At 70.0% G+C, this 18,554-nt stretch carries 21 protein-coding genes; 11 read left to right on the top strand and 10 right to left on the bottom strand.

Translation table 11 applies throughout. From position 1 onward, the window contains the following. Positions 1-2 precede the first annotated feature (2 nt). Both ACFVWL_RS04730 and ACFVWL_RS04735 read right to left on the bottom strand, forming a co-directional pair. Positions 3-1,157 carry a sensor histidine kinase gene (locus tag ACFVWL_RS04730; protein WP_387179169.1) on the bottom strand — a complete coding sequence of 385 codons (1,155 nt, stop codon included), beginning with the start codon at positions 1,155-1,157 and terminating at the stop codon, positions 3-5. Beyond that, complete coding sequence (locus tag ACFVWL_RS04735) at positions 1,154-1,852, bottom strand: response regulator transcription factor (protein WP_387179171.1); 699 nt, start codon at positions 1,850-1,852, stop codon at positions 1,154-1,156. Before ACFVWL_RS04735 ends, ACFVWL_RS04730 begins: the two co-directional genes overlap by 4 nt. A 167-nt stretch (positions 1,853-2,019) precedes the next feature. On the opposite strand from ACFVWL_RS04735, the gene ACFVWL_RS04740 reads away from it, so the two are divergent. Both ACFVWL_RS04740 and ACFVWL_RS04745 read left to right on the top strand, forming a co-directional pair. Further along, positions 2,020-2,466, top strand: a complete 447-nt coding sequence (locus ACFVWL_RS04740) for a DM13 domain-containing protein (RefSeq protein ID WP_387179174.1) — start codon at positions 2,020-2,022, stop codon at positions 2,464-2,466. Beyond that, entirely contained in the window at positions 2,463-2,951 is a 489-nt protein-coding gene (locus ACFVWL_RS04745; protein ID WP_387179176.1) for a DoxX family membrane protein, read from the top strand. The genes ACFVWL_RS04740 and ACFVWL_RS04745 overlap by 4 nt, the downstream gene beginning before the upstream one ends. Before the next feature lie 63 nt (positions 2,952-3,014). On the opposite strand, the gene ACFVWL_RS04750 is transcribed toward ACFVWL_RS04745, so the two are convergent. Then, complete coding sequence (locus ACFVWL_RS04750) at positions 3,015-3,566, bottom strand: DUF1992 domain-containing protein (RefSeq protein WP_387179179.1); 552 nt, start codon at positions 3,564-3,566, stop codon at positions 3,015-3,017. Positions 3,567-3,662: 96 nt separating this feature from the next. Between ACFVWL_RS04750 and ACFVWL_RS04755 the strand changes: the two genes are divergently transcribed. Continuing rightward, entirely contained in the window at positions 3,663-4,985 is a 1,323-nt protein-coding gene (locus ACFVWL_RS04755) for an MATE family efflux transporter (protein ID WP_387179182.1), read from the top strand. A gap of 160 nt (positions 4,986-5,145) precedes the next feature. Next, positions 5,146-5,445: a hypothetical protein gene (locus ACFVWL_RS04760; protein WP_387179184.1), complete on the top strand. Its 300-nt coding sequence runs from the start codon at positions 5,146-5,148 to the stop codon at positions 5,443-5,445. Between the two features lie 26 nt (positions 5,446-5,471). On the opposite strand, the gene ACFVWL_RS04765 is transcribed toward ACFVWL_RS04760, so the two are convergent. Together ACFVWL_RS04765 and ACFVWL_RS04770 are read right to left on the bottom strand one after the other, a co-directional pair. Then, positions 5,472-5,939, bottom strand: coding sequence for a VOC family protein (locus tag ACFVWL_RS04765; protein ID WP_387179186.1), 468 nt, complete (start codon positions 5,937-5,939; stop codon positions 5,472-5,474). A 70-nt stretch (positions 5,940-6,009) separates the two neighbouring features. Continuing rightward, entirely contained in the window at positions 6,010-6,690 is a 681-nt protein-coding gene (locus ACFVWL_RS04770; protein WP_387179189.1) for a TrmH family RNA methyltransferase, read from the bottom strand. Positions 6,691-6,843: 153 nt separating this feature from the next. On the opposite strand from ACFVWL_RS04770, the gene ACFVWL_RS04775 reads away from it, so the two are divergent. Both ACFVWL_RS04775 and ACFVWL_RS04780 read left to right on the top strand, forming a co-directional pair. Then, complete coding sequence (locus ACFVWL_RS04775) at positions 6,844-8,112, top strand: Nramp family divalent metal transporter (protein ID WP_387180919.1); 1,269 nt, start codon at positions 6,844-6,846, stop codon at positions 8,110-8,112. A gap of 19 nt (positions 8,113-8,131) precedes the next feature. After that, positions 8,132-8,431 carry a hypothetical protein gene (locus tag ACFVWL_RS04780; RefSeq protein WP_387179192.1) on the top strand — a complete coding sequence of 100 codons (300 nt, stop codon included), beginning with the start codon at positions 8,132-8,134 and terminating at the stop codon, positions 8,429-8,431. Between the two features lie 31 nt (positions 8,432-8,462). Here the strand turns inward: ACFVWL_RS04780 and ACFVWL_RS04785 are convergent, their stop codons facing one another. Both ACFVWL_RS04785 and ACFVWL_RS04790 read right to left on the bottom strand, forming a co-directional pair. Continuing rightward, positions 8,463-9,926 (bottom strand): Na+/H+ antiporter NhaC family protein, encoded by a 1,464-nt coding sequence (locus tag ACFVWL_RS04785; protein ID WP_387179195.1) that lies wholly within the window; start codon positions 9,924-9,926, stop codon positions 8,463-8,465. A 59-nt stretch (positions 9,927-9,985) separates the two neighbouring features. Continuing rightward, positions 9,986-11,599 (bottom strand): amidohydrolase, encoded by a 1,614-nt coding sequence (locus ACFVWL_RS04790; RefSeq protein WP_387179198.1) that lies wholly within the window; start codon positions 11,597-11,599, stop codon positions 9,986-9,988. Between the two features lie 83 nt (positions 11,600-11,682). Here ACFVWL_RS04790 and ACFVWL_RS04795 point away from each other — a divergent pair, with 83 nt between their 5' ends. Genes ACFVWL_RS04795 through ACFVWL_RS04815 form a run of 5 tightly spaced genes read left to right on the top strand, consistent with a single transcriptional unit; the run spans position 11,683 to position 14,593 of the window. Beyond that, positions 11,683-12,339: a TetR/AcrR family transcriptional regulator gene (locus tag ACFVWL_RS04795; RefSeq protein ID WP_387179199.1), complete on the top strand. Its 657-nt coding sequence runs from the start codon at positions 11,683-11,685 to the stop codon at positions 12,337-12,339. A 9-nt stretch (positions 12,340-12,348) separates the two neighbouring features. Beyond that, positions 12,349-12,981, top strand: a complete 633-nt coding sequence (locus ACFVWL_RS04800; protein ID WP_387179202.1) for a metal-dependent transcriptional regulator — start codon at positions 12,349-12,351, stop codon at positions 12,979-12,981. 53 nt (positions 12,982-13,034) lie between these two features. Next, entirely contained in the window at positions 13,035-13,847 is an 813-nt protein-coding gene (locus ACFVWL_RS04805) for an HAD-IIA family hydrolase (RefSeq protein ID WP_021198233.1), read from the top strand. A 3-nt stretch (positions 13,848-13,850) separates the two neighbouring features. Then, the gene (locus ACFVWL_RS04810) at positions 13,851-14,429 is read left to right on the top strand and encodes a YdeI family protein (RefSeq protein ID WP_387179205.1); all 579 of its coding nucleotides are present in this window, start codon (positions 13,851-13,853) and stop codon (positions 14,427-14,429) included. Next, positions 14,426-14,593, top strand: coding sequence for a hypothetical protein (locus ACFVWL_RS04815; RefSeq protein ID WP_387179207.1), 168 nt, complete (start codon positions 14,426-14,428; stop codon positions 14,591-14,593). The genes ACFVWL_RS04810 and ACFVWL_RS04815 overlap by 4 nt, the downstream gene beginning before the upstream one ends. 2 nt (positions 14,594-14,595) lie before the next feature. Here the strand turns inward: ACFVWL_RS04815 and ACFVWL_RS04820 are convergent, their stop codons facing one another. The 3 genes from ACFVWL_RS04820 to ACFVWL_RS04830 are packed head-to-tail and all read right to left on the bottom strand — an operon-like array spanning position 14,596 to position 18,541. Continuing rightward, entirely contained in the window at positions 14,596-16,224 is a 1,629-nt protein-coding gene (locus tag ACFVWL_RS04820; RefSeq protein ID WP_387179210.1) for an ABC transporter ATP-binding protein, read from the bottom strand. Beyond that, the gene (locus ACFVWL_RS04825; RefSeq protein WP_387179212.1) at positions 16,221-17,393 is read right to left on the bottom strand and encodes a serine hydrolase domain-containing protein; all 1,173 of its coding nucleotides are present in this window, start codon (positions 17,391-17,393) and stop codon (positions 16,221-16,223) included. The genes ACFVWL_RS04820 and ACFVWL_RS04825 overlap by 4 nt, the downstream gene beginning before the upstream one ends. Beyond that, positions 17,390-18,541: an enolase C-terminal domain-like protein gene (locus tag ACFVWL_RS04830; RefSeq protein WP_387179214.1), complete on the bottom strand. Its 1,152-nt coding sequence runs from the start codon at positions 18,539-18,541 to the stop codon at positions 17,390-17,392. Before ACFVWL_RS04830 ends, ACFVWL_RS04825 begins: the two co-directional genes overlap by 4 nt. Positions 18,542-18,554 lie beyond the last annotated feature (13 nt).

The raw sequence follows: 18,554 nt of genomic DNA on the forward strand, positions 1-18,554 counted from the left end.
GCCTATGACCCGCCTCCCCCGAACGGCAGGAGCACGTTCATACGGAAGCCCTCGTCGGTACGCTCGGCGAACACCTCTCCGCCGTGGGCGCGCGCGAGACCGCGGGCGATCGACAGCCCGAGGCCCGCCCCGGATGCCACGCCGTCCTGATCGATCGGGGCCGTGCGGGCCGTGTCCTCGCGCCAGCCCACGTCGAACATGCGGTCGAGATCCTCCACTGCGACGCCTGCGCCGTGATCGAGGATGCCGAGCACGAGCCGGTTCCGATCGCCCTCGGTGGTAGAGATGACGATCTCCGTGCCGCGTGGTGCGTGCCGGATCGCATTGGTCAGCAGATTGACGATGATCCGTCCGAGCTGATGCGGGTCCGCCCAGAGCACGTGCCCGCCCACTCCGCGCTCGACGATGCGCACGCCGTGGCGGGCGGCCGCGGCCGCGACATCGGCGACCGCATCCGAGACCACGTCGAGCAGCTCGACCTGCTGCGTCTGCAGCTGCACCGCTCCCGAGGTCAGCTTCGACAGCTCGAACAGGTCGTCGACCATGCGGCTCATCGTCTCCACCTGCCCCCGCACCTGCCCCGCGAAGCGTTCGGGGGCGTCGGACGCCCCCTCCTCGATCGACTCGGCGAGCGCGCGCACCGCCGTCAAAGGAGTGCGCAGATCGTGCGAGATCCACGCGAAGAACCGCCGCCGCGCCGAATCCAGCCGCTCCAGCTCGGCATTCGCGGCGTCCACCTTCGCCGACACCTCGGCCAGCCGGATCGACAGGTCGTCCAGCTCACGAGACGCGCCCTGCTCGGCGACGATCACACCGCCGCGGCCCACCTCATCGAGCGATGCGGACAGACGCTCGAACGACGAACGCATCGCCCTGGCCACGACCCAGGCGGTCGCGAGCCCCAGGATGAGGGACACGCCGATCACAGCGAGCAGCACGGTCAGGTCGTGCGTCGAGATATACATCTCCAGCGAGATCGCGACGACCGAGGCGGCCATCGTGACGACCCCCGCACTCGCGACGAGCATCAGCTGCGCACGGACCGACCGGCGGCGCAGCAGCCGCAGCAGACCGAGCGTGAGCGCCGCGACACCGACGGCGACGAGCAGACACGTCAGCACGATCAGCAGCACGTCGGCGCCGGCGAGCGTGATCACGAATGGCCCCCCTGCGCCGAGAAGCGGTAGCCGACACCCCATTCCGTGCGCAGGTGGATCGGGTCTCGAGGATCCTCCTCGATCTTCTCCCGCAGCCGACGCACGTGCACGGTGACCGTCGATGCGTCCCCGTAGCTCCAGCCCCACGCCTCACGGAGGATCTCCTCGCGCCCGAACGCGCGGTCGTCGTTGCGCACCAGGAAGTGCAGCAGGTCGTATTCACGCCCGGTGAGGGCGATCTCCTCTCCGCGCACCCACACCCGGCGGCGGAGCGGATCGATCGCGAACACCCCTGCCCGCACCTCGCCGGCCGACGCCTGCACCACCTGCGAGCGACGCACCAGCGCTCCGACGCGCATGAGCAGTTCCCGCAGCGAGAACGGCTTCGCGAGGTAGTCGTCGACGCCGAACTCGAACCCCTCGATGCGGTCGTCCACCTGGCCGAGAGCGGTGAGCATCATGATCGGCACGTCGGAGAACGCGCGCAGATCGCGGCACAGCTCGTCGCCGCTGATGCCCGGCAGCATCCGATCGACGATCACCACGTCGGGAACGCTGTCGCGAAGGGCCGTCCGCGCCGAGACCCCGTCGCCGAAGCTCGACACCGCGTAGCCGTTGGCCCGTAGGTACGCCCCCACAGCCTCCCTGACGGTGGGGTCGTCTTCGACCACGACGACCTCGGTTGCCTCCTGCATGGGGTCGACACTAGTCGCGAGATCCGTGCCGCCGACCGGTTCCTTACGGTTCTGAAAGGTCTCCCCCACCGTCGTCCGCACGTTCGTAGCGTTCTTCGAAGTGCGATCCGCCGCGGCATCCGTCGCTCCGGGCACAGAGTCGCACACACCATGAACAGGAGAACCTCATGCGCAAGATCGCTCTCGCCGCCACCGCGGCCGTCACCCTCGCCCTCGCCCTGTCGGCGTGCAGCTCGCCCGCCGCGATGGAGGACACCACGCCCTCCTCGTCGGCGTCGCAGAGCGCGGACGACGGCGCCACCATGACCATGACCGAGATGACAGGCGAGTTCATGGGCCTGAACGAGAAGAAGGTGTCCGGCACCGTCACCGTCACGGACGACGAGATCGCCCTGTCCGGGTTCTCGTCGGATGAGGGCCCCGACCTGCACGTCTACCTCACGAACGGCACCGATGAGGCCGACGTCTCGGCGGGCATGCTCGTCGACGCCGTGTCGTTCGACACCGCCACCCAGACGTTCATGCTCGACGGTGTCGACACCTCGAAGTACTCCTACGTCGTGATCCACTGCGACAAGGCGAAGGCCGTGTTCGGAGCAGCCGAGCTCTCATGACCGGAACGCGACCCGCAGGCGCCCTGGCCCTCTCGCTGCTCGGCGGCGGGGCCAGGGTCGCGGTCGGGGTGCTCTGGCTGATCGAGGGCATCCTGAAGTACCGGGCCGGATTCGGGGCGGCCGACATCGAGCTGGTGGCGCAGAGCACGGAGGGGAACCCTCGGGTGCCGTGGTTCTTCGAGCCGCTCGCGTCGTTCATGGGCATGGCGCCCGGCTTGTTCGGTGTGGTGATGCCCGCCCTCGAGATCGCTCTCGGCGTGCTGCTGGTCGCGGGATTCCTGACCAGGATCACGGCCTTCCTGTCGATCGGGACGCTGATGCTCTACTGGAGCGCTGATCAGCTGATCGCCCAGTATCCGGCGATGGTCGTGCTCTCCGCGGTCGTGCTCCTCCTCCCTGCCGCCGGACGGTTCGGGGTGGACGGATGGCGGCGTGCGCGTCGGGCGCGAGTGACCGACGCGGCTTCCGGTCTGTGGGAGGCCTGAAGCGGCCGGTGGGCGGAGCCCGTCGGAGGGACACGGATGCGGTCGGGGGCGGCCGGATCCGTCTCAGCTGCGAGGCCGCACGCGGAAGCGTCGGCGTCGCGGCGGCTCGTCAGGGGCGACCGTCGGCCGCGCCGCACGGCGCTCAGCCCAGGCGGCCACCTCGGCGTCGACGTCACGGGGAGACGTGACGACGGGTGGGCCGCCCTGGAGCTGTCGGCGTGCATCGCGCACTCGCCGGTTGAAGTCCTCCAGGACGTCGCGCACATCGGCTTCGCGCCCGAGAAGGTCGAGCTGGTCGTTCAACTCCCGATCCTCGGCGCGCAGCAGGATCGCCGGCGGCCCGAGACCCGTCAGATTCTCGGTCTCGATCTTGCGGCGGATCCACCAGTCGGGGTCGTGGTGGGTGCCGAGCCCTTCGAGGGGCTTGCCCGCTCCGGGCAGGTCGTCGAACTCTCCGCGGCGGATCGCGACCTGGATGGCCGTCTCGATGAACGCGGCACGATCGACCGCCGCGGCGATCCCGGGCGGCGTACCCGACTCCTCGTCGCCGTCCGCGCTCTCGCCGCTCCGCCGGCTCGCGAGATACCTCGCGGCCGCGTCTCTGGGATCCGTCATGATGCACCTCCGTGGCATCCGAACTCCCTTCCACCCTACGACGGCCGCGACCCGGAGCGGATGAGCAGGATCGGCTCCAGGTCCTAGGCTCGGGGGATGACCGCGCGCGCCTCCCTCAACCGAGAGATCCTGCGCCTCGCCGTCCCCGCGCTCGGTGCGCTGATCGCGGAGCCCGCGTTCCTGATCGTGGATGCCGCGCTCGTCGGACACCTCGGCACCACCCCGCTCGCCGGACTCGGCATCGCGGGAGCCGTGCTCCAGACGATCGTCGGGCTGATGGTCTTCCTGGCCTACTCGACCACGCCGGCGGTCGCCCGACGCTTCGGTGCGGGGCAGCCCGGCGAGGCCGTCTCCGTCGGAGTGAACGGCATGTGGCTGGCGCTCGGGCTCGGCGCCGTGCTCGCGGTCATCGGCGCCGTCTCGTCCCCCTGGATGGTCTCGCTGTTCGGGGCGAGCGACGCCGTCGCCGCCCAGGCGAACGAGTATCTGGTGATCTCGATGTGGGGTCTGCCGGCGATGCTCATCGTGTTCGCCGCGACCGGTCTGCTGCGCGGCATGCAGGACACCATGACGCCGCTGTGGATCGCGGGACTCGGGTTCGGCGCCAACGCCCTGCTGAACTGGCTGTTCATCTACGGACTGGGGTGGGGCATCGCCGGCTCGGCCGCGGGCACCGTGACCGCGCAGTGGGGAATGGTCGCCGCCTACGTCCTCGTCGTCCGCCGCCTCGCCACCCGGCACAGCGCCTCGTTGCGCGCTCAGGGCGCCGGTCTTCGCAGCACCGCGACATCGGGCGGATGGCTGTTCCTGCGCACCGTGAGCCTGCGCGTCGCCCTGCTCGCGACCGTGGGGATCGCCACCGGCATCGGCACCGAGGAGCTGGCCGGGTGGCAGATCGTGTTCACGATCTTCTCGGCGGCGGCCTTCGCGCTCGACGCGCTCGCGATCGCGGCCCAGGCGCTCATCGGCAAGGAGCTCGGGGCAGGAGACGAACAGCAGGTGCACCGCGTGCTGGCCCGCACCGTCGCGTGGGGAGCCTGGTTCGGCGTGATCGTCGGCGGGCTGATCGCCGCGCTGTCCGGGGTGCTCGGGATCGTCTTCACGGGTGACCCCGAGATCGCAGCGCTCGTGCAGCCGGCGCTGCTGGTGCTCGCGGTCGCCCAGCCGATCGCCGGTGTGGTGTTCGTGCTCGACGGGGTGCTCATGGGCGCGAACGACGCCCGGTACCTCGCGATCGCAGGCGGCCTGAACCTGGTGCCGTTCCTGCCTGCCCTGTGGATCATCGCCGCGACGGGGGTCGACGGCACCGCCGGTCTCGTCTGGCTCGCGCTCGCCTTCTTCGGCGTCTACCTGCTCGCGCGACTCGGCACCCTGGGATGGCGCGTGCGGTCGGGGCGCTGGCTCGCTGCCACGGTCTGACACCGCAGCCCTTCCTCCACAGGCAGCTCCTCCACAGGCAGCTCCTCCACAGGCGCCGTCGAGAACGACTTCTCCTCATCCCCTGGATTCCGCGGAATACTACGCCGCCGCCCCCTGGCGCCCTCGACGATGATCGGGTGACACTGAAGGGATGTTGGGGATGACGGAACCACAGGTCTGGACCTTGATCGGCGTTTTCGCCGCAGGCATGTTCGGCACGATCACGCTGGTCTCGACGATGTTTCTGCGTACGATGCAGAACGGTTTCGATGGGGTGCAAAGAGAGTTCGACAGCGTGCGGGGAGAGTTCCGGAACGAGTTCGCGAGCGTGCGGACCGAGTTCGGAAGCGAGTTCGCCGGCATGCGGACAGAGATCCGGGCTCTACACGGGCGCATCGATCACCTGGATCGCGACGTCAACGCCATCTACCACCACCTGTTCGGCATCGACCGCGGCTGACCTAGACGGTCGACGCGGCCAGCGGATCAGGCGCTCTCGAGCTCCGCGATCACGATCTTCTTCATGTGCATCAGGGCCTGGATCTGTTCCGGCCGCTGCTGCATCAGGTCGAGGCCGGCAGGGATGACCTGCCAGCTCACACCGAACCGGTCCTTGCACCAGCCGCACGCCTCCGACTCGGGTACGGCCGAGAGCGCCTGCCAGTAGTTGTCGATCTCGGCCTGGTCCGCGCACTCGATCACGAACGAGATCGCCTCGTTGAAGGCGAACTCCGGCCCGCCGTCGATGCAGCCGAACCGCGTGCCGTTGAGGGTGAACTCGCCGTTGAGGACCTTCCCGGTCATCCCTTCGAAGTGTTCACTGAGGTTCTCGTCCGGGTAGAGGGTCACGCTGTCGATCGACGAATTCGGGAACACCGAGACGTAGTAGTCCATCGCCTCCTGCGCGCCGTCGACGAACCAGAGATACGGACGGATGGGTGTGACGCCTGCCATGTCGGCCTCCTCGATCGGCACTCACGCTACGCCCGCGAGCACCGCCTGTCGAGGGAGTCTCGGCGCGGACTCAGCCCGCGTATCTCCGGCACCACTCGTACATGATCACGGCGGCCGCAGCGCTGGCGTTGATCGAGCGCGTCGAGCCGTACTGCGTGATCTCGATGTGGGCCGAGGCCGCGGCGAGCGCTTCGGACGAGAGCCCCGGCCCCTCCTGGCCGAACAGCAGCACGCAGCGCTGCGGCAGGTCGGCCCTGTCGACGGGCACCGCACCCTCGACGTTGTCGACTGCGATGATCGGGAGCCCCTCGGAGGCGGCCCAGGCGGCGAAGGTCTCGACGTCTTCGTGATGCACGACGTGCTGGTAGCGGTCGGTGACCATGGCCCCGCGCTTGTTCCAGCGACGACGACCGATGATGTGCACGGTGTCGGCGAGGAACGCGTTGGCACTGCGCACGATCGACCCGATGTTCATGTCGTGCTGCCAGTTCTCGATCGCGACGTGGAACGGATGCCGCTGAGTGTCGAGGTCGGCGACGATCGCCTCCATCCGCCAGTAGCGGTACCGGTCGATCACGTTGCGGGTGTCGCCTGCCGCGAGGAGCTCCGGGTCATACTGCTCACCCGTCGGCCAGGCCTCTTCGCCACCCGGCCAGGGTCCGACCCCGTAGCCGGGTTGAGCGATCGACCCCGTGCTCACCACGTCCGCGGGAACATCGGGGTTCGTGCTGTTCGGCGCGGTGTCGTCCATCCCGCCAGGCTATCGCCGTGCCACCCCAGTTCGAATCGCGCAACTGGCCCTATCCCGGCCACATATGCGGCAATTCACGCGATTCGAAAAGATATTTAGGTATACCGAAAAATACGCTACGGTTTCGGTGTGCCTAAAAATTCCCCGCTCCCGATGACGGCTCCGTCCACATCCCCCGCACGGGCTCCGCGCAGCCTCTGGCTGCTGGGCCCCGCCCTCGTCGCGGGCGTCGCCTACCTCGACCCCGGCAACGTCGCGAGCAACATGACCGCGGGGGCGCAGTACGGATACCTGCTGGTGTGGGTGGTGCTCGCGGGCAACGTGATGGCATGGCTGATCCAGTACCTCTCCGCGAAGCTGGGCGTCGTCACCGGCCAGAGCCTTCCCGAGGTGCTGGGAGCGCGGCTGAAGCGCCCCTGGGCCCGCCGCGCCTACTGGCTGCAGGCCGAGCTCGTCGCCATGGCCACCGACCTGGCCGAGGTCATCGGCGGCGCGGTCGCCCTGAATCTGCTGTTCGACGTGCCGCTGCTGCTGGGCGGCGTGATCACCGGGGCGGTCTCGATGATCCTGCTCACGGTGCAGAGCCGCCGCGGCGCCCGCCCGTTCGAGTTCGTGATCATCGGCCTCATGGCGATCATCACGATCGGATTCGTCGCGGGAGTATTCGTCGCCCCGCCGGACCCGGCGGGCGTTCTCGGCGGGATGGTGCCGCGTTTCGAGGACACGGGCTCGGTCCTGCTGGCCGCGTCGATCCTCGGTGCGACGATCATGCCGCACGCGATCTACGCGCACTCCTCACTCGCCCGCGACCGCTTCGGCGCCACGACCGCCCACGCCGGCGACGAGGCCGTGCGCACCGAGACCTCGCGCATCCGCCGCCTGCTCAGGGCCACGCGCTGGGACGTCTCGATCGCGATGGTGATCGCCGGGTCCGTGAACCTCTGCATCCTGCTGCTCGCCGCCGCGAACCTCGCCGGCGTCGAAGGCACCGACTCGCTGGAGGGCGCGCACGCCGCCCTGGCCGCCGGACTCGGACCGGTCGTGGCGACCTTCTTCGCCGTGGGACTGCTCGCCTCGGGACTGGCATCGACCTCGGTGGGCGCCTACGCGGGAGCGGAGATCATGCACGGGCTGTTGCACGTGCGCATCCCGCTGCTCGCCCGTCGACTGGTCACGCTGATCCCCGCGCTCGTGATCCTCGGCATCGGCTTCGACCCGACACTCGCCCTCGTCCTCAGCCAGGTGGTGCTGTCGTTCGGCATCCCGTTCGCGCTGATCCCCCTGGTCGTGCTCACCGCGCAGCGACGCACCCTCGGCGCCTGGGTGAACCGGCGATGGACGACGGCGGCCGGGGTCATCGCCTCCGTGCTGCTGATCGCCCTCAACGGCGCCCTGCTCTGGCTGGTGCTGACGGGAGCCTGAGCCCGGATAGGCTCGATGCATGTCTGCCGAGAGCGCCCGCCGCAACGTCCGCATCCTCACCTGGATCGGCTTCGCGACCGGCGTGATCGGCGGTCTGCTGATCGCGTTCCCGACGGTCATCGGTCTCGCCAGCCCGTGGGTGCAGCTCGCGCTCGGCGTCGCCACCCTCGTGCTGGCCTTCCATGCCCGCAAGATCGGCATGGCCGAGGTGGAGGGGTTCGACGGCCGGCTCTCGTTGGCCGCCGCCCTCCTCGGATTCCTCGTCCTGTTCTTCGCCGGCCAGGCCGCGTTCGGCATCCTCGTCGCCGTGGCGAACTGACTCGTCGCCGTGGCGAACTGAGCAGCCCCGCCTACGCCGTGACGAAGCCCATCACCAGATAGAGCACGAACGACAAGCCGGCGGCGATGCCCGCATAGGGCAGGATCGCGAGCATCAGGTTGATCGGCTTGATGCCGATCGACCTCGACGCGAGGATGATGCCGTCGCCGTAGAGGCAGGTGGTGCTGCCGAGCGCCGCACCGGAGAACACGGCGGCACCGGCCAGGATCGGGTCGGCGCCGAGCGCGAGCGCCAGGGGCAGCACGACCGGGGTGATCACCGCGGCCAGGTCCCAGAAGGACCCGGTCGCGTACGCGTAGATGCCGCACACCGCGAACACGATCGCCGGCAGCAGCGCGGGGGTGAGCACGGGCTCGGTGACCTGGATCACGAACTCCGCGAGCTGCAGCGTGATGTTCATCTCCTGCACCATGAACGCGAGGACCGTGAGGATCATCACGAACAGCATGCTCTCGATGCCCTCGAGCGCAGCATCCAGCACCCCGCGGATGCTGAGACGACGCTGCACGAGCACGATCACGATCGTCACGGCGAGGGACGCGGCGGTGCCGGCGACGACGTTGGCGTTCGTCGCGATCGTCACGCCGACGAGCACGGCCATGGCGATCAGGAACCCCCACGGCTGCGGCTTGCGCCCGGCGTCTGTCGAGGGATCGGTCTCGGTCGAGGTCGCGAGCGCGGTGGCGACCCGCTGCGCAGTCGAGCCGTCGGGGTCATCGGCCTTGAGCTCTGCGAGGAGAGCCGCGCCCTCGGCCCGACGCTCGTCGTCGGTGGTGCCGAGGGGGAAGACGTCGCCGTCGCGCTCGGCACGGATCGCGTCTCGCTTGATCACACCCAGCTTCGGCAACCAGCCGATGCTCATCAGCAGCGCGACCGCGAGGGCGGCCCAGCCGAAGAAGATGAACGGGATCGCCTGCAGGTACGCCCCGAACCCGGTGCCGCCGACCGTGACGCCCTGCGCCTCGAACAGTCCGGAGAAGAACAGCGCCCACGTCGAGACCGGGATGAGGACGGCGATCGGCGCGGCCGTCATCTTCATGATCGCGCCGAGCTGCGTACGCGGCACCCGGTAGCGATCGGTGACCTGCTTCATCGAGGTGCCCGTGGTGAGCACGTTCAGGTAGTCGTCGACGAACAGCACGACCGACAGCAGGAAGGTCAGCACCATCGATTTGCGACGCGAGGTGACGAAGCGCTCGGCCCAGTTCGCGAAGTCGGTCACGATGCCGGACTTCTCGAACAGCATCATCAGGATGCCGAACAGCGCCACGATGAGCAGCAGCCACTGCGCCGTCTCGTTGGAGAGGGCCTTTCCGGTGTACTCGACCCAGACGTCGAAGCCGCCCCATCCGCCGAGGATCAGCGCCCCGGCGACGGTGCCGAAGAACAGGGCGAAGAGCGTGCGTCTGGTGGCGACCGCGACGATCAGGATCACCACGATGGGGAGGAGCGCGAGAGCGCCGAATTCTGGCATGGAAGTCACCTCAGTGTGAAGGGGGGTGCGACGTGGGAGGGTGCGGCCGAGCCGGGGGGTCAGGGCTCGACGCCGCCGACGACCGTCCCCTGTACGGGAAGGTCGGGGAGGTCGTCCGGGGAGACGTGCAGCGGGTTCTCCGCCCACACGGCGTAGTCGGCCCGGAACCCGGGAGCGATGCGGCCGAGGTCGGCATCGCCCTGGGCCAGGGCGGCGCCCACGGTGTAGCCGTGCAGCGCCTGGTAGGGGGTGAGCACCTGGTCGGGCTCGAACACCGGGGCGTCGGGGTCGCCGGGGCGTCGGCGCAGCATCGACCAGGCGAGGCCGATGCGGGCGTCGTTCTGCGCGATGGGCCAGTCGGATCCGAGGGCGAGCGCTGCTCCGGCCTCCCAGTAGTCGCGCACACGCCACGCGCGGGCGGCGCGCTCCGGTCCGAGCCGATGCGACCAGTCGTCCGACCCGTCGGCCTTGCGCCACTGCATGTGGAGGGGCTGCATCGAGGCGGTGATGCCGGCGGCGGCGATGCGCGCGACGTCGCGGTCGGTCGTGGTCTCGAGGTGCTCGATGCGGTGCGGGGCTCCCCCGGCGCTGCGCACGCCCGCGGCGAGATAGGCGTCGACGACCTCCGCGACGGCCCGGTCGCCGATCGCATGCGTCGCCACCTGGAATCCGGCCTCGGCGTATCGCCGCACGGTGCGGGCGTAGGCGGCGGCGTCCTTCCAGAACGGTTCCAGACCCGCCCCCGCGCTGTCCGGCTCGTGCAGCCAGGCGGTTCCGGTCTCGACCACGCCGTCGGCGTAGAGCTTGACCACGCCCCCGCGCCATCGGTCACCGCGGCGGTCGCGCATCGCGAGGTTCGCGCCCGTCCGCTCCTCGTCGAAGCCGGGCTCGTGGTCGATGGCCGAGACGATGCGGATCGGCAGCCCGGGTCCCTGCTCCAGAGCGTCGAGCAGTGCGAGCGTGGCGAAGCCGCCGTCCATGATCGTGCCGCCGGTCAGGCCGGAGTCGCGCAGGCCGCGCAGCAGGTCGTGTCCGACCGCGAGGGTCTGGTCGCGGGTCAGCGCCGGGGCGCTCAGCCGCACGGGTTCGTAGGCGCCGAGTTCGCGCAGTTCCCCGGTCGGGCGACCGTCGGCATCGACGACGACGCACGACGAGTCCTCGAACTCGCGCGCGCCGCTGATGCCCGCACGTTCGAGGCCGGCACGACTGGCGAGGGCGGTGTGGCCGTCGAACACGATCAGCAACGATGGGAGGCCGCGCACCGCATCCTCGATCGCGTCCGCCGTCATCGGCAGGTCGTGGAACACGTCGTAGTCGAGGTTCCAGCCGCGCACCCACGGGTCGGCGTCTTCGGCGAGCGCGCGATCGGCCTCGGCCCGAAGCGCCGTCAGCAGCGCCGCGCCGGTGCTCAGACCGCCCAGGTCGATCCCGGCCGTCAGCTCGATCCCCTGGATCGGATGCAGGTGCGCGTCGATGAGGCCGGGGGTCACGGCGGCACCGGCGAGGTCGCGCACGACGGTGCGGGGTCCGCGCAGCTCGCGGATCAGTGCATCGTCGCCCACGGCGAGGAAGCGGCCGCCGCGCACTGCGAAGGCCGTGGCGTGCGGGCGGCGCGGGTCCATCGTCACCACATGCGCGCCGGTGACAATGGTGTCGGCGTCGAAACCGGTCATGGCAGTACCTTCATCGGTAGTGGAGCATTCGGTATTGAAAGAGTTTCAATAAAATACCAGACGCCTGAGCAGAATCGAGCACGATGACGAAATCTCCCCGCAGCGTCGGCCGACCGTCGACCCAGGTGCTCACCGAGGAACGCATTCTGAAGGCGGCCTTCGCGCTCAGCGCGCAGCGCACCCCGCGCCAGTTCACGATGACCGCGCTCGCGGAGTCGCTGGGCGTTCGCACCTCGGCGCTCTACCACCACTTCGCGAACCGCGACGCGGTGATCCGGGCCATGCGCGGACAGGTCAGCCGTGCGCTCGTCTCTCCCGTGCTGCACGAGATGCCCGTCGAGGACGCACTCCTCACGTGGGCGCACAGCTACCGAGACGCCGCGATCGCCGCGCCGGAGGCCATGGTCATGCTCGCCACCTCGCCGATCGACGCCGACGAGGGCTCGTTCGCGGACTACGAGCAGATCGCGCGCCTGCTCGCGGACGACGGCTGGCCGACCGACACGATCGTCGACGCCATCGTCGCGCTCGAGTCGTTCATCATCGGCTCCGCCCTCGACGCGCTCGCCCCCGCAGACAACATGGCCCCGCGAGAGCTCGCCCCGGAGTTCCCCACCTTCGCCGAGGCCGAGGCAGCCCGAGCGCGACTCAGCGACGACCCCGCCCGCCGCACGTTCGAGATCGGCGTGCGCGCGCTGATCCACGGACTCACCGCCTGGGCGCGCGAGAGCACCACGTAGGCTGGACCGGTGGCATCCCCTGCAGCTGACGACTACCTGAAGACCGTCTACGCGCACACCGAGTGGCAGGACGCGCCGATCACTCCCTCGGTGCTCGCTGCGAAGCTCGGCATCGCTCCGTCGTCGGTCACCGAGATGGTGAAGAAGCTCGCCGCCGCCGGCCTCGTCTCGCACGTGCCGTACGGCGCGGTGCGACTGACGGATGCCGGCACCGCGCGCGCCCTCGCCATGGTGCGCCGGCACCGCCTGATCGAGACCTGGTTGGTGCAGGAGTTCGACTACGGCTGGGACGAGGTGCACGACGAGGCCGAGGTGCTCGAGCACACCATCAGCGACCGGCTGCTCGAGGGCATCGACGCGCGTTTGGGGCGTCCGCGCTTCGACCCGCACGGCGATGCGATCCCCGCCGCCGACGGTCACATCGAACGTGAGCCCTTCGTGCTGCTGGCCGATGCGCCGGTCGGGCACACGGGCCACGTGCTGCGGGTCGACGACCGTGACCCCGAGCTGCTCCGAGCCCTCGAGGCGCTGGGCCTGGCGGTGGCATCGACCGTGACGGTTGCGGCATCCGGGGTCGAGATCGACGGCGCGGAGACGGCACTGCCCGACGGTGCGGCACAGGTGGTCTGGCTCAGCGCCTAGCTCCTGCGCAACACGGTCAGGTGCGCGTCGCCCGCGGCCTCTAGGCTGTGCACATGGCACAACGAGATGACATCGAATGCTGGCTCACCGACATGGACGGCGTGCTCGTCCATGAGAACGACGCCATCCCCGGGGCCTCGGAACTGCTGGCCGGCTGGGAGAGCGCGGGCATCCCCTACCTGGTGCTCACCAACAACTCGATCTTCACCGCGCGCGACCTCTCCGCTCGCCTGCGCATCAGCGGACTGCACGTTCCCGAGGAACGCATCTGGACGTCGGCCCTCGCCACCGCCGACTTCCTGAAGCAGCAGCTCCCCGGCGGCTCGGCCTTCGTGATCGGCGAGGCCGGCATCCTCACCGCCCTGCACGACGCCGGCTTCATCATGACCGAGACGAACCCCGACTTCGTGGTCGTCGGCGAGACGCGCAACTACTCGTTCGAGGCGATCACCAAGGCGATCCGCCTCATCATCGGCGGCGCGCGCTTCATCGTCACGAACCCGGACGCCACGGGCCCGAGCACCGACGGACCGCTCCCGGCCACCGGCGCGATCGCCGCCCTCATCACGAAGGCCACGGGCAAGGAGCCCTACGTCGTCGGCAAGCCGAACCCGATGATGTTCCGCTCTGCCCTGAACAAGATCGGCGCGCACTCGAAGCGCACCGGCATGATCGGCGACCGCATGGACACCGACGTGGTCGCCGGCATCGAAGCGGGCCTGCACACCGTGCTGGTGCTCACCGGCATCAGCGACCAGGCCGAGATCGAGAAGTACCCGTTCCGCCCTGACGAGATCGTGCAATCCGTGGCCGACCTGCTGCCGCGGATCACCGAGACGATCACGACGGTGAAGACCAAGAAGTAGCCCATGGGCGCACTGGACGACGGCGAGCGGCTCAGGGCGGCGGATGCCGCGGCCTGGCGCACCTGGCTCGAGGAGAACCACGAGCGGGCGGCGGGTGTCTGGCTGCTGAGCGTGCGGGGCGCGTCCGACGGTGTCGCCTACGAGGATGCCGTGCGGCAGGCGCTGTGCTTCGGGTGGATCGACGGGCCTGTGCGCGTGTTCGACGAGGGCACGGGCGACCGCGCCAACGGTCAGTGGTTCTCCCCGCGCCGTCCCGGCAGCGGCTGGGCGGCCACGAACAAGGCACGCATCGCGGAGCTCGAAGCCGCGGGGCTGCTCGCCCCCGCCGGCATCCGCGTGCTCGACGTCGCGAAGGCGAACGGCTCCTGGACCGTGCTCGACGGACCGGAGGCCGGCATCGAACCCGACGAGTTCACCGCCGCGCTCGATGCCGTTCCCGCCGCTCGGGAGAACTGGGACGCCTTCCCGAAGTCGGTCAAGAAGTTCGGGCTCACGCACATCGCGATGGCCAAGCGGCCGGAGACGAAGAGCGCCCGCATCGCGAAGATCGTGGCGGATGCCGCGGAGGGGAAACGTCCATGAACCAGAACGACCTGCTGTTCCTCGTCGTCTTCCTGATCCTGCTCACGACGCTGACGGTGTTCATCGTGCAGTTCGTGCGCTCGCGCCGTGGTCGCGGCGGCTCGGACGAGGGCCGCGCCGGCTGGTGGGAAGGCCCCTGGGACGACGACGACCGCAAACGCTGAGGTCAGGACGCCAGCGACGCCCCGGGGATCGCCGCGAGCAATTCACGCGTGTAGGGATGCTGCGGGGCGTCGAAGATACGCTCCGGCGTACCGCTCTCGACCACGACGCCGCGCTGCATGACGTGCACCTCGTCGGAGATCATCCGCACGACGGCGAGGTCGTGGCTGATGAAGAGGTAGCTCAGGCCGAGACGGCGCTGCAGATCGGCGAGCAGGTCGAGGATCTGCGCCTGAACCAGCACGTCGAGCGCCGACACCGCCTCGTCGAGCACCACGAGCTCGGGTTCGAGCGCCAGGGCGCGGGCGATCGCCACGCGCTGCCGCTGCCCACCGGAGAGCTCATGCGGCAGGCGCTCGGCCATCGCGGTCGGCAGTGCCACCTGCTCCAGCAGCTCGAGCACGCGCGCGTGACGTGAGGCGGTGGTGCCGATGCGGTGCACGCGCAACGGCTCGGTGATCGACTGCTCGATCGTGTAGCGCGGGTCGAGCGAGGCATAGGGATTCTGGAACACCGGCTGCACGCGACGGCGCAGGGCGAACAGCTCCTTGCGGCGGAGCGTGGTGAGGTCGAGCCCGTCGAACAGGATCGACCCCGACGTGGCGTCTTCAAGCCCGAGCACCATGTTCGCGGTGGTCGACTTGCCCGAACCCGACTCGCCCACGATCGACACCGTGGTGCCCTTTCGGATCTCGAAGCTCACCCCGTCGACGGCCGTGAACGTCTGCGGCTCCCCGGGCTTGGGGGCGCGGAGGGCGAACTCCTTGCGCAGGTCGCGGATCTCGACGAAGGGCGTGCCTGTAGCGGTCTCCCGCGGCGGCAGGGCATCGCGGCGCGAGGCGAGGCTGGGCGCCGCGGCGAGCAGCTGCTTCGTGTACTCGTGCTGCGGGGCGCCGAGCACCTGCGCCGACGTTCCCTCTTCGACCACCCGACCGCGGAACATCACGACGATGCGGTCGGCGCGCTCGGCGGCGAGCGCCAGGTCGTGCGTGATCAGGAAGACCGCGGTGCCGAGTTCGTCGGTGAGCGTGTCGAGCTGGTCGAGGATGCGCCGCTGCACGGTCACATCGAGGGCAGAGGTGGGCTCGTCGGCGATCAGCAGACGCGGCTTGCAGGCGAGACCCATCGCGATCAGCACGCGCTGGCGCATGCCGCCGGAGAACTCGTGCGGATACTGGTGGGCGCGCTGGGCCGCATCCGCGATCCCCACCATCTCGAGCAGCTCGACGACGCGGGCCTTCGTGGCATCGCCGTGCGTGTGGCCGTGCACCTCGAGCGCCTCGCCGATCTGCTCCCCCACGCGCATGAGCGGGTTGAGGTTCGACATCGGGTCCTGCGGCACGAGTCCGATGCCGGCGCCGCGCAGCGAGATCATCGCGTTCTCGGGCAGGTCGGTCAGCTCCCGCCCGTCGAAGCGGATGCTGCCGGCTGTGATCACACCGTTCTCCGGCAGCAGACGGTTGACCGCGGCCGCGGTGGTGGACTTGCCCGACCCCGACTCCCCCACGATTGCGACGGTCTCACCAGCGGCGATGTCGATGTTGACATCACTGATCGCGGCGACCAGCTCGGAACCGGTCCGGAAGGCGACGGCGAGGCCGCTGATGCTCAGCACGGGCTCGGTGGTGCTCATGGTGTTCTCGTTCCTTCGTTGTGATCGGGCTCGGTGTCGTCGGGATCGGTGTCGTCGGGATCGGTGTCGTCGGGATCGGTGTCGTCGGGATCGGTGTGATCGGGATCGTTGTCGTCCAGAAGCGCGGGAAGCGCCGTGCGCCACAGCGCCTCCGTGGGCGCGGGCGTGGGCGCGAAGAGGCGGTTCGTCAACAGCACCGCGGCGGTCCCCGTTCCCGGCACGATCCCGAGCGCGCACCCCGTGTAGCCGGGGTGCCAGAGCACCCGGGTGGGGCGACCGGCGACGGCGACCGTGTCGCTGCGCCAGCCCAACGCCTGCCCGGCATCGGGTCCATCGCGGAACAGCTCGGCGACGGCATCCGGATCCCACAGCTCGGGATGCCTCTCCGGGGCGGCGAGCGCAGCCCCCAGCGTCAGCAGGTCGTCGGCGGTGCTGAAGAGCCCGGCATGGCCGGAGACACCCCCGAGCGCGTGGAAGCAGTTGCCGTCGTTCACGGCACCGGTGATCTCGTCGTCGCGCCAGGCGAAGTCCCGAACGGTCGCGAGGATCGGATAGGGCTCCCCCGTAGCGACCATGCGACGTTCGGCGGCGTCACCCACCGCGGATGAGGCGACGGGCCGCGAGACCGGGCCATACCCGGTGCGGTCGAGACCGAGGGGTGCGGTCACGAGTTCGCGGACGGCGGCGTCCAGGGGTAGTCCGGTGACGGCGGCGACGATGCGGCCGAGCAGCATGAACCCCAGATCGGAGTAATGACGACCGTCGTCGAGGCCGTAGCGCCGCGGGATCGCATCGGCCGCGGCGGCGGGGTCGCCGTGCTCCCGGTCGAGATAGAGCGGCTGCCATTCCCACAGGCCCGCGCGGTGCTGCAGCAGGTGACGCACGGTCGTCTCCGGAGCACAGGCGGTGCCACGGATGAAGCGGTCGACCGGGTCGTCGAATCGCAGCGTGTTCCGGCTGACCAGTCGCAGGATCGCGGTCGTGGTCGCGGCGACCTTCGACACCGAGGCGATATCGAAGGCGGTCCCAGGTGTCACCGGGGTTCCGGCGAGGTCGGCCAGGCCACCGGCGGCGACGTCGCGCCCGGCGTCCGTGACGACACCCGCGACGATGCCACGGGGAGCGGAGGCGGAGGCGAGGACAGCGGCGACGGCTGCGGGCGCGGTCATGCGGTCACCTCCGCGCGAACGGGGAGGTCGAGCAGCACCTCGGGCTGTGCATCGGCGGCGAGGGCACCGATGCCGAGTCCCGCGTCGGTTCCCAGCTCCAGGACGTCGCCCGACAGCACGACTCCCCCGATCACCGGCGAGCTCTGCAGCCAGAACGCCGCATCCAGGTCGTGCACGACATCGGGGGCGACGGCAGCGGCGAGGTGGGCCGCGGCGCTCACTCCGACGTGCGACTCCATCATGCAGCCGATCACGACGCCCAGACCGGCATCCCGAGCGGCTTCCGCGGCGGCGAGCGCCTCGGCGAGACCACCCGTCTTGGCGAGTTTGATGTTCACGAGGTCGGCGGCTCCACGGCCGGCGACGCGGCGCACATCGTGGGCGGTGCGCACAGACTCGTCGGCCATGATCGGGGTGTCGACGGCGGCCGTGACGGCGGCGAGCGCGTCGAGGTCGTGCGCGGCGACGGGTTGCTCGACGAGCTCGAGTGCGATTCCCTCGTCTTCGGCGACACGGATCACGCGGATCGCGGTCACGGCGTCCCAGGCCTGGTTGGCATCGACGCGCAGCGTGATGTCGGGGCCGACGGCAGCACGGACGGCCCGGAGTCCGGCGACCGTGTCGTGCGCGGAGGAGGCCTTGATCTTGAGGGACCTGAAACCCGCGGTGACGTGCTCCTCAGAGACAGTCGCCAGCACGGCCGGCTCCCCCGCGGACAGGGTCATGTCGGTGCGGATGCGCGGATCTGTCGAGGAGGTGCGCACAGCGAACGTTCGAGAGAGGTCGGCGACGAGCGCGACTCCCTGCTGCTGCGCGGCCAGGTCGGCGAGGGCGCACTCGATCGCGCTGCGGGCGGCGGCATTGCCCCACACCGCACGGGCGATGTCGGCGGCGACCCCGGGGTCGCCGGCCTCCCGTCCGAGCACGACCTCGCCAAGCGGTCCCGCGACCGCAGCGGCGACGCTCTGCGGGCTCTCCCCCGTGACGCGCCAGCTGATCGCCGCCTCGCCGTATCCGCGGCGCCCGTCGGCGTCGACGACCTCGACGAGCACGACGTCGAGGTGGTCGGCACGGCGCACGGCCGTGACGAACGGCCGCACCAGGGGCGACGGCACCCGGAGAACGCGGATGCGCTCCACGGCGCTCATGTCAGACCCCCGC

Origin of the sequence: Microbacterium sp. NPDC058269 (assembly GCF_042881445.1) — a bacterium.
Lineage (GTDB): Bacteria > Actinomycetota > Actinomycetes > Actinomycetales > Microbacteriaceae > Microbacterium.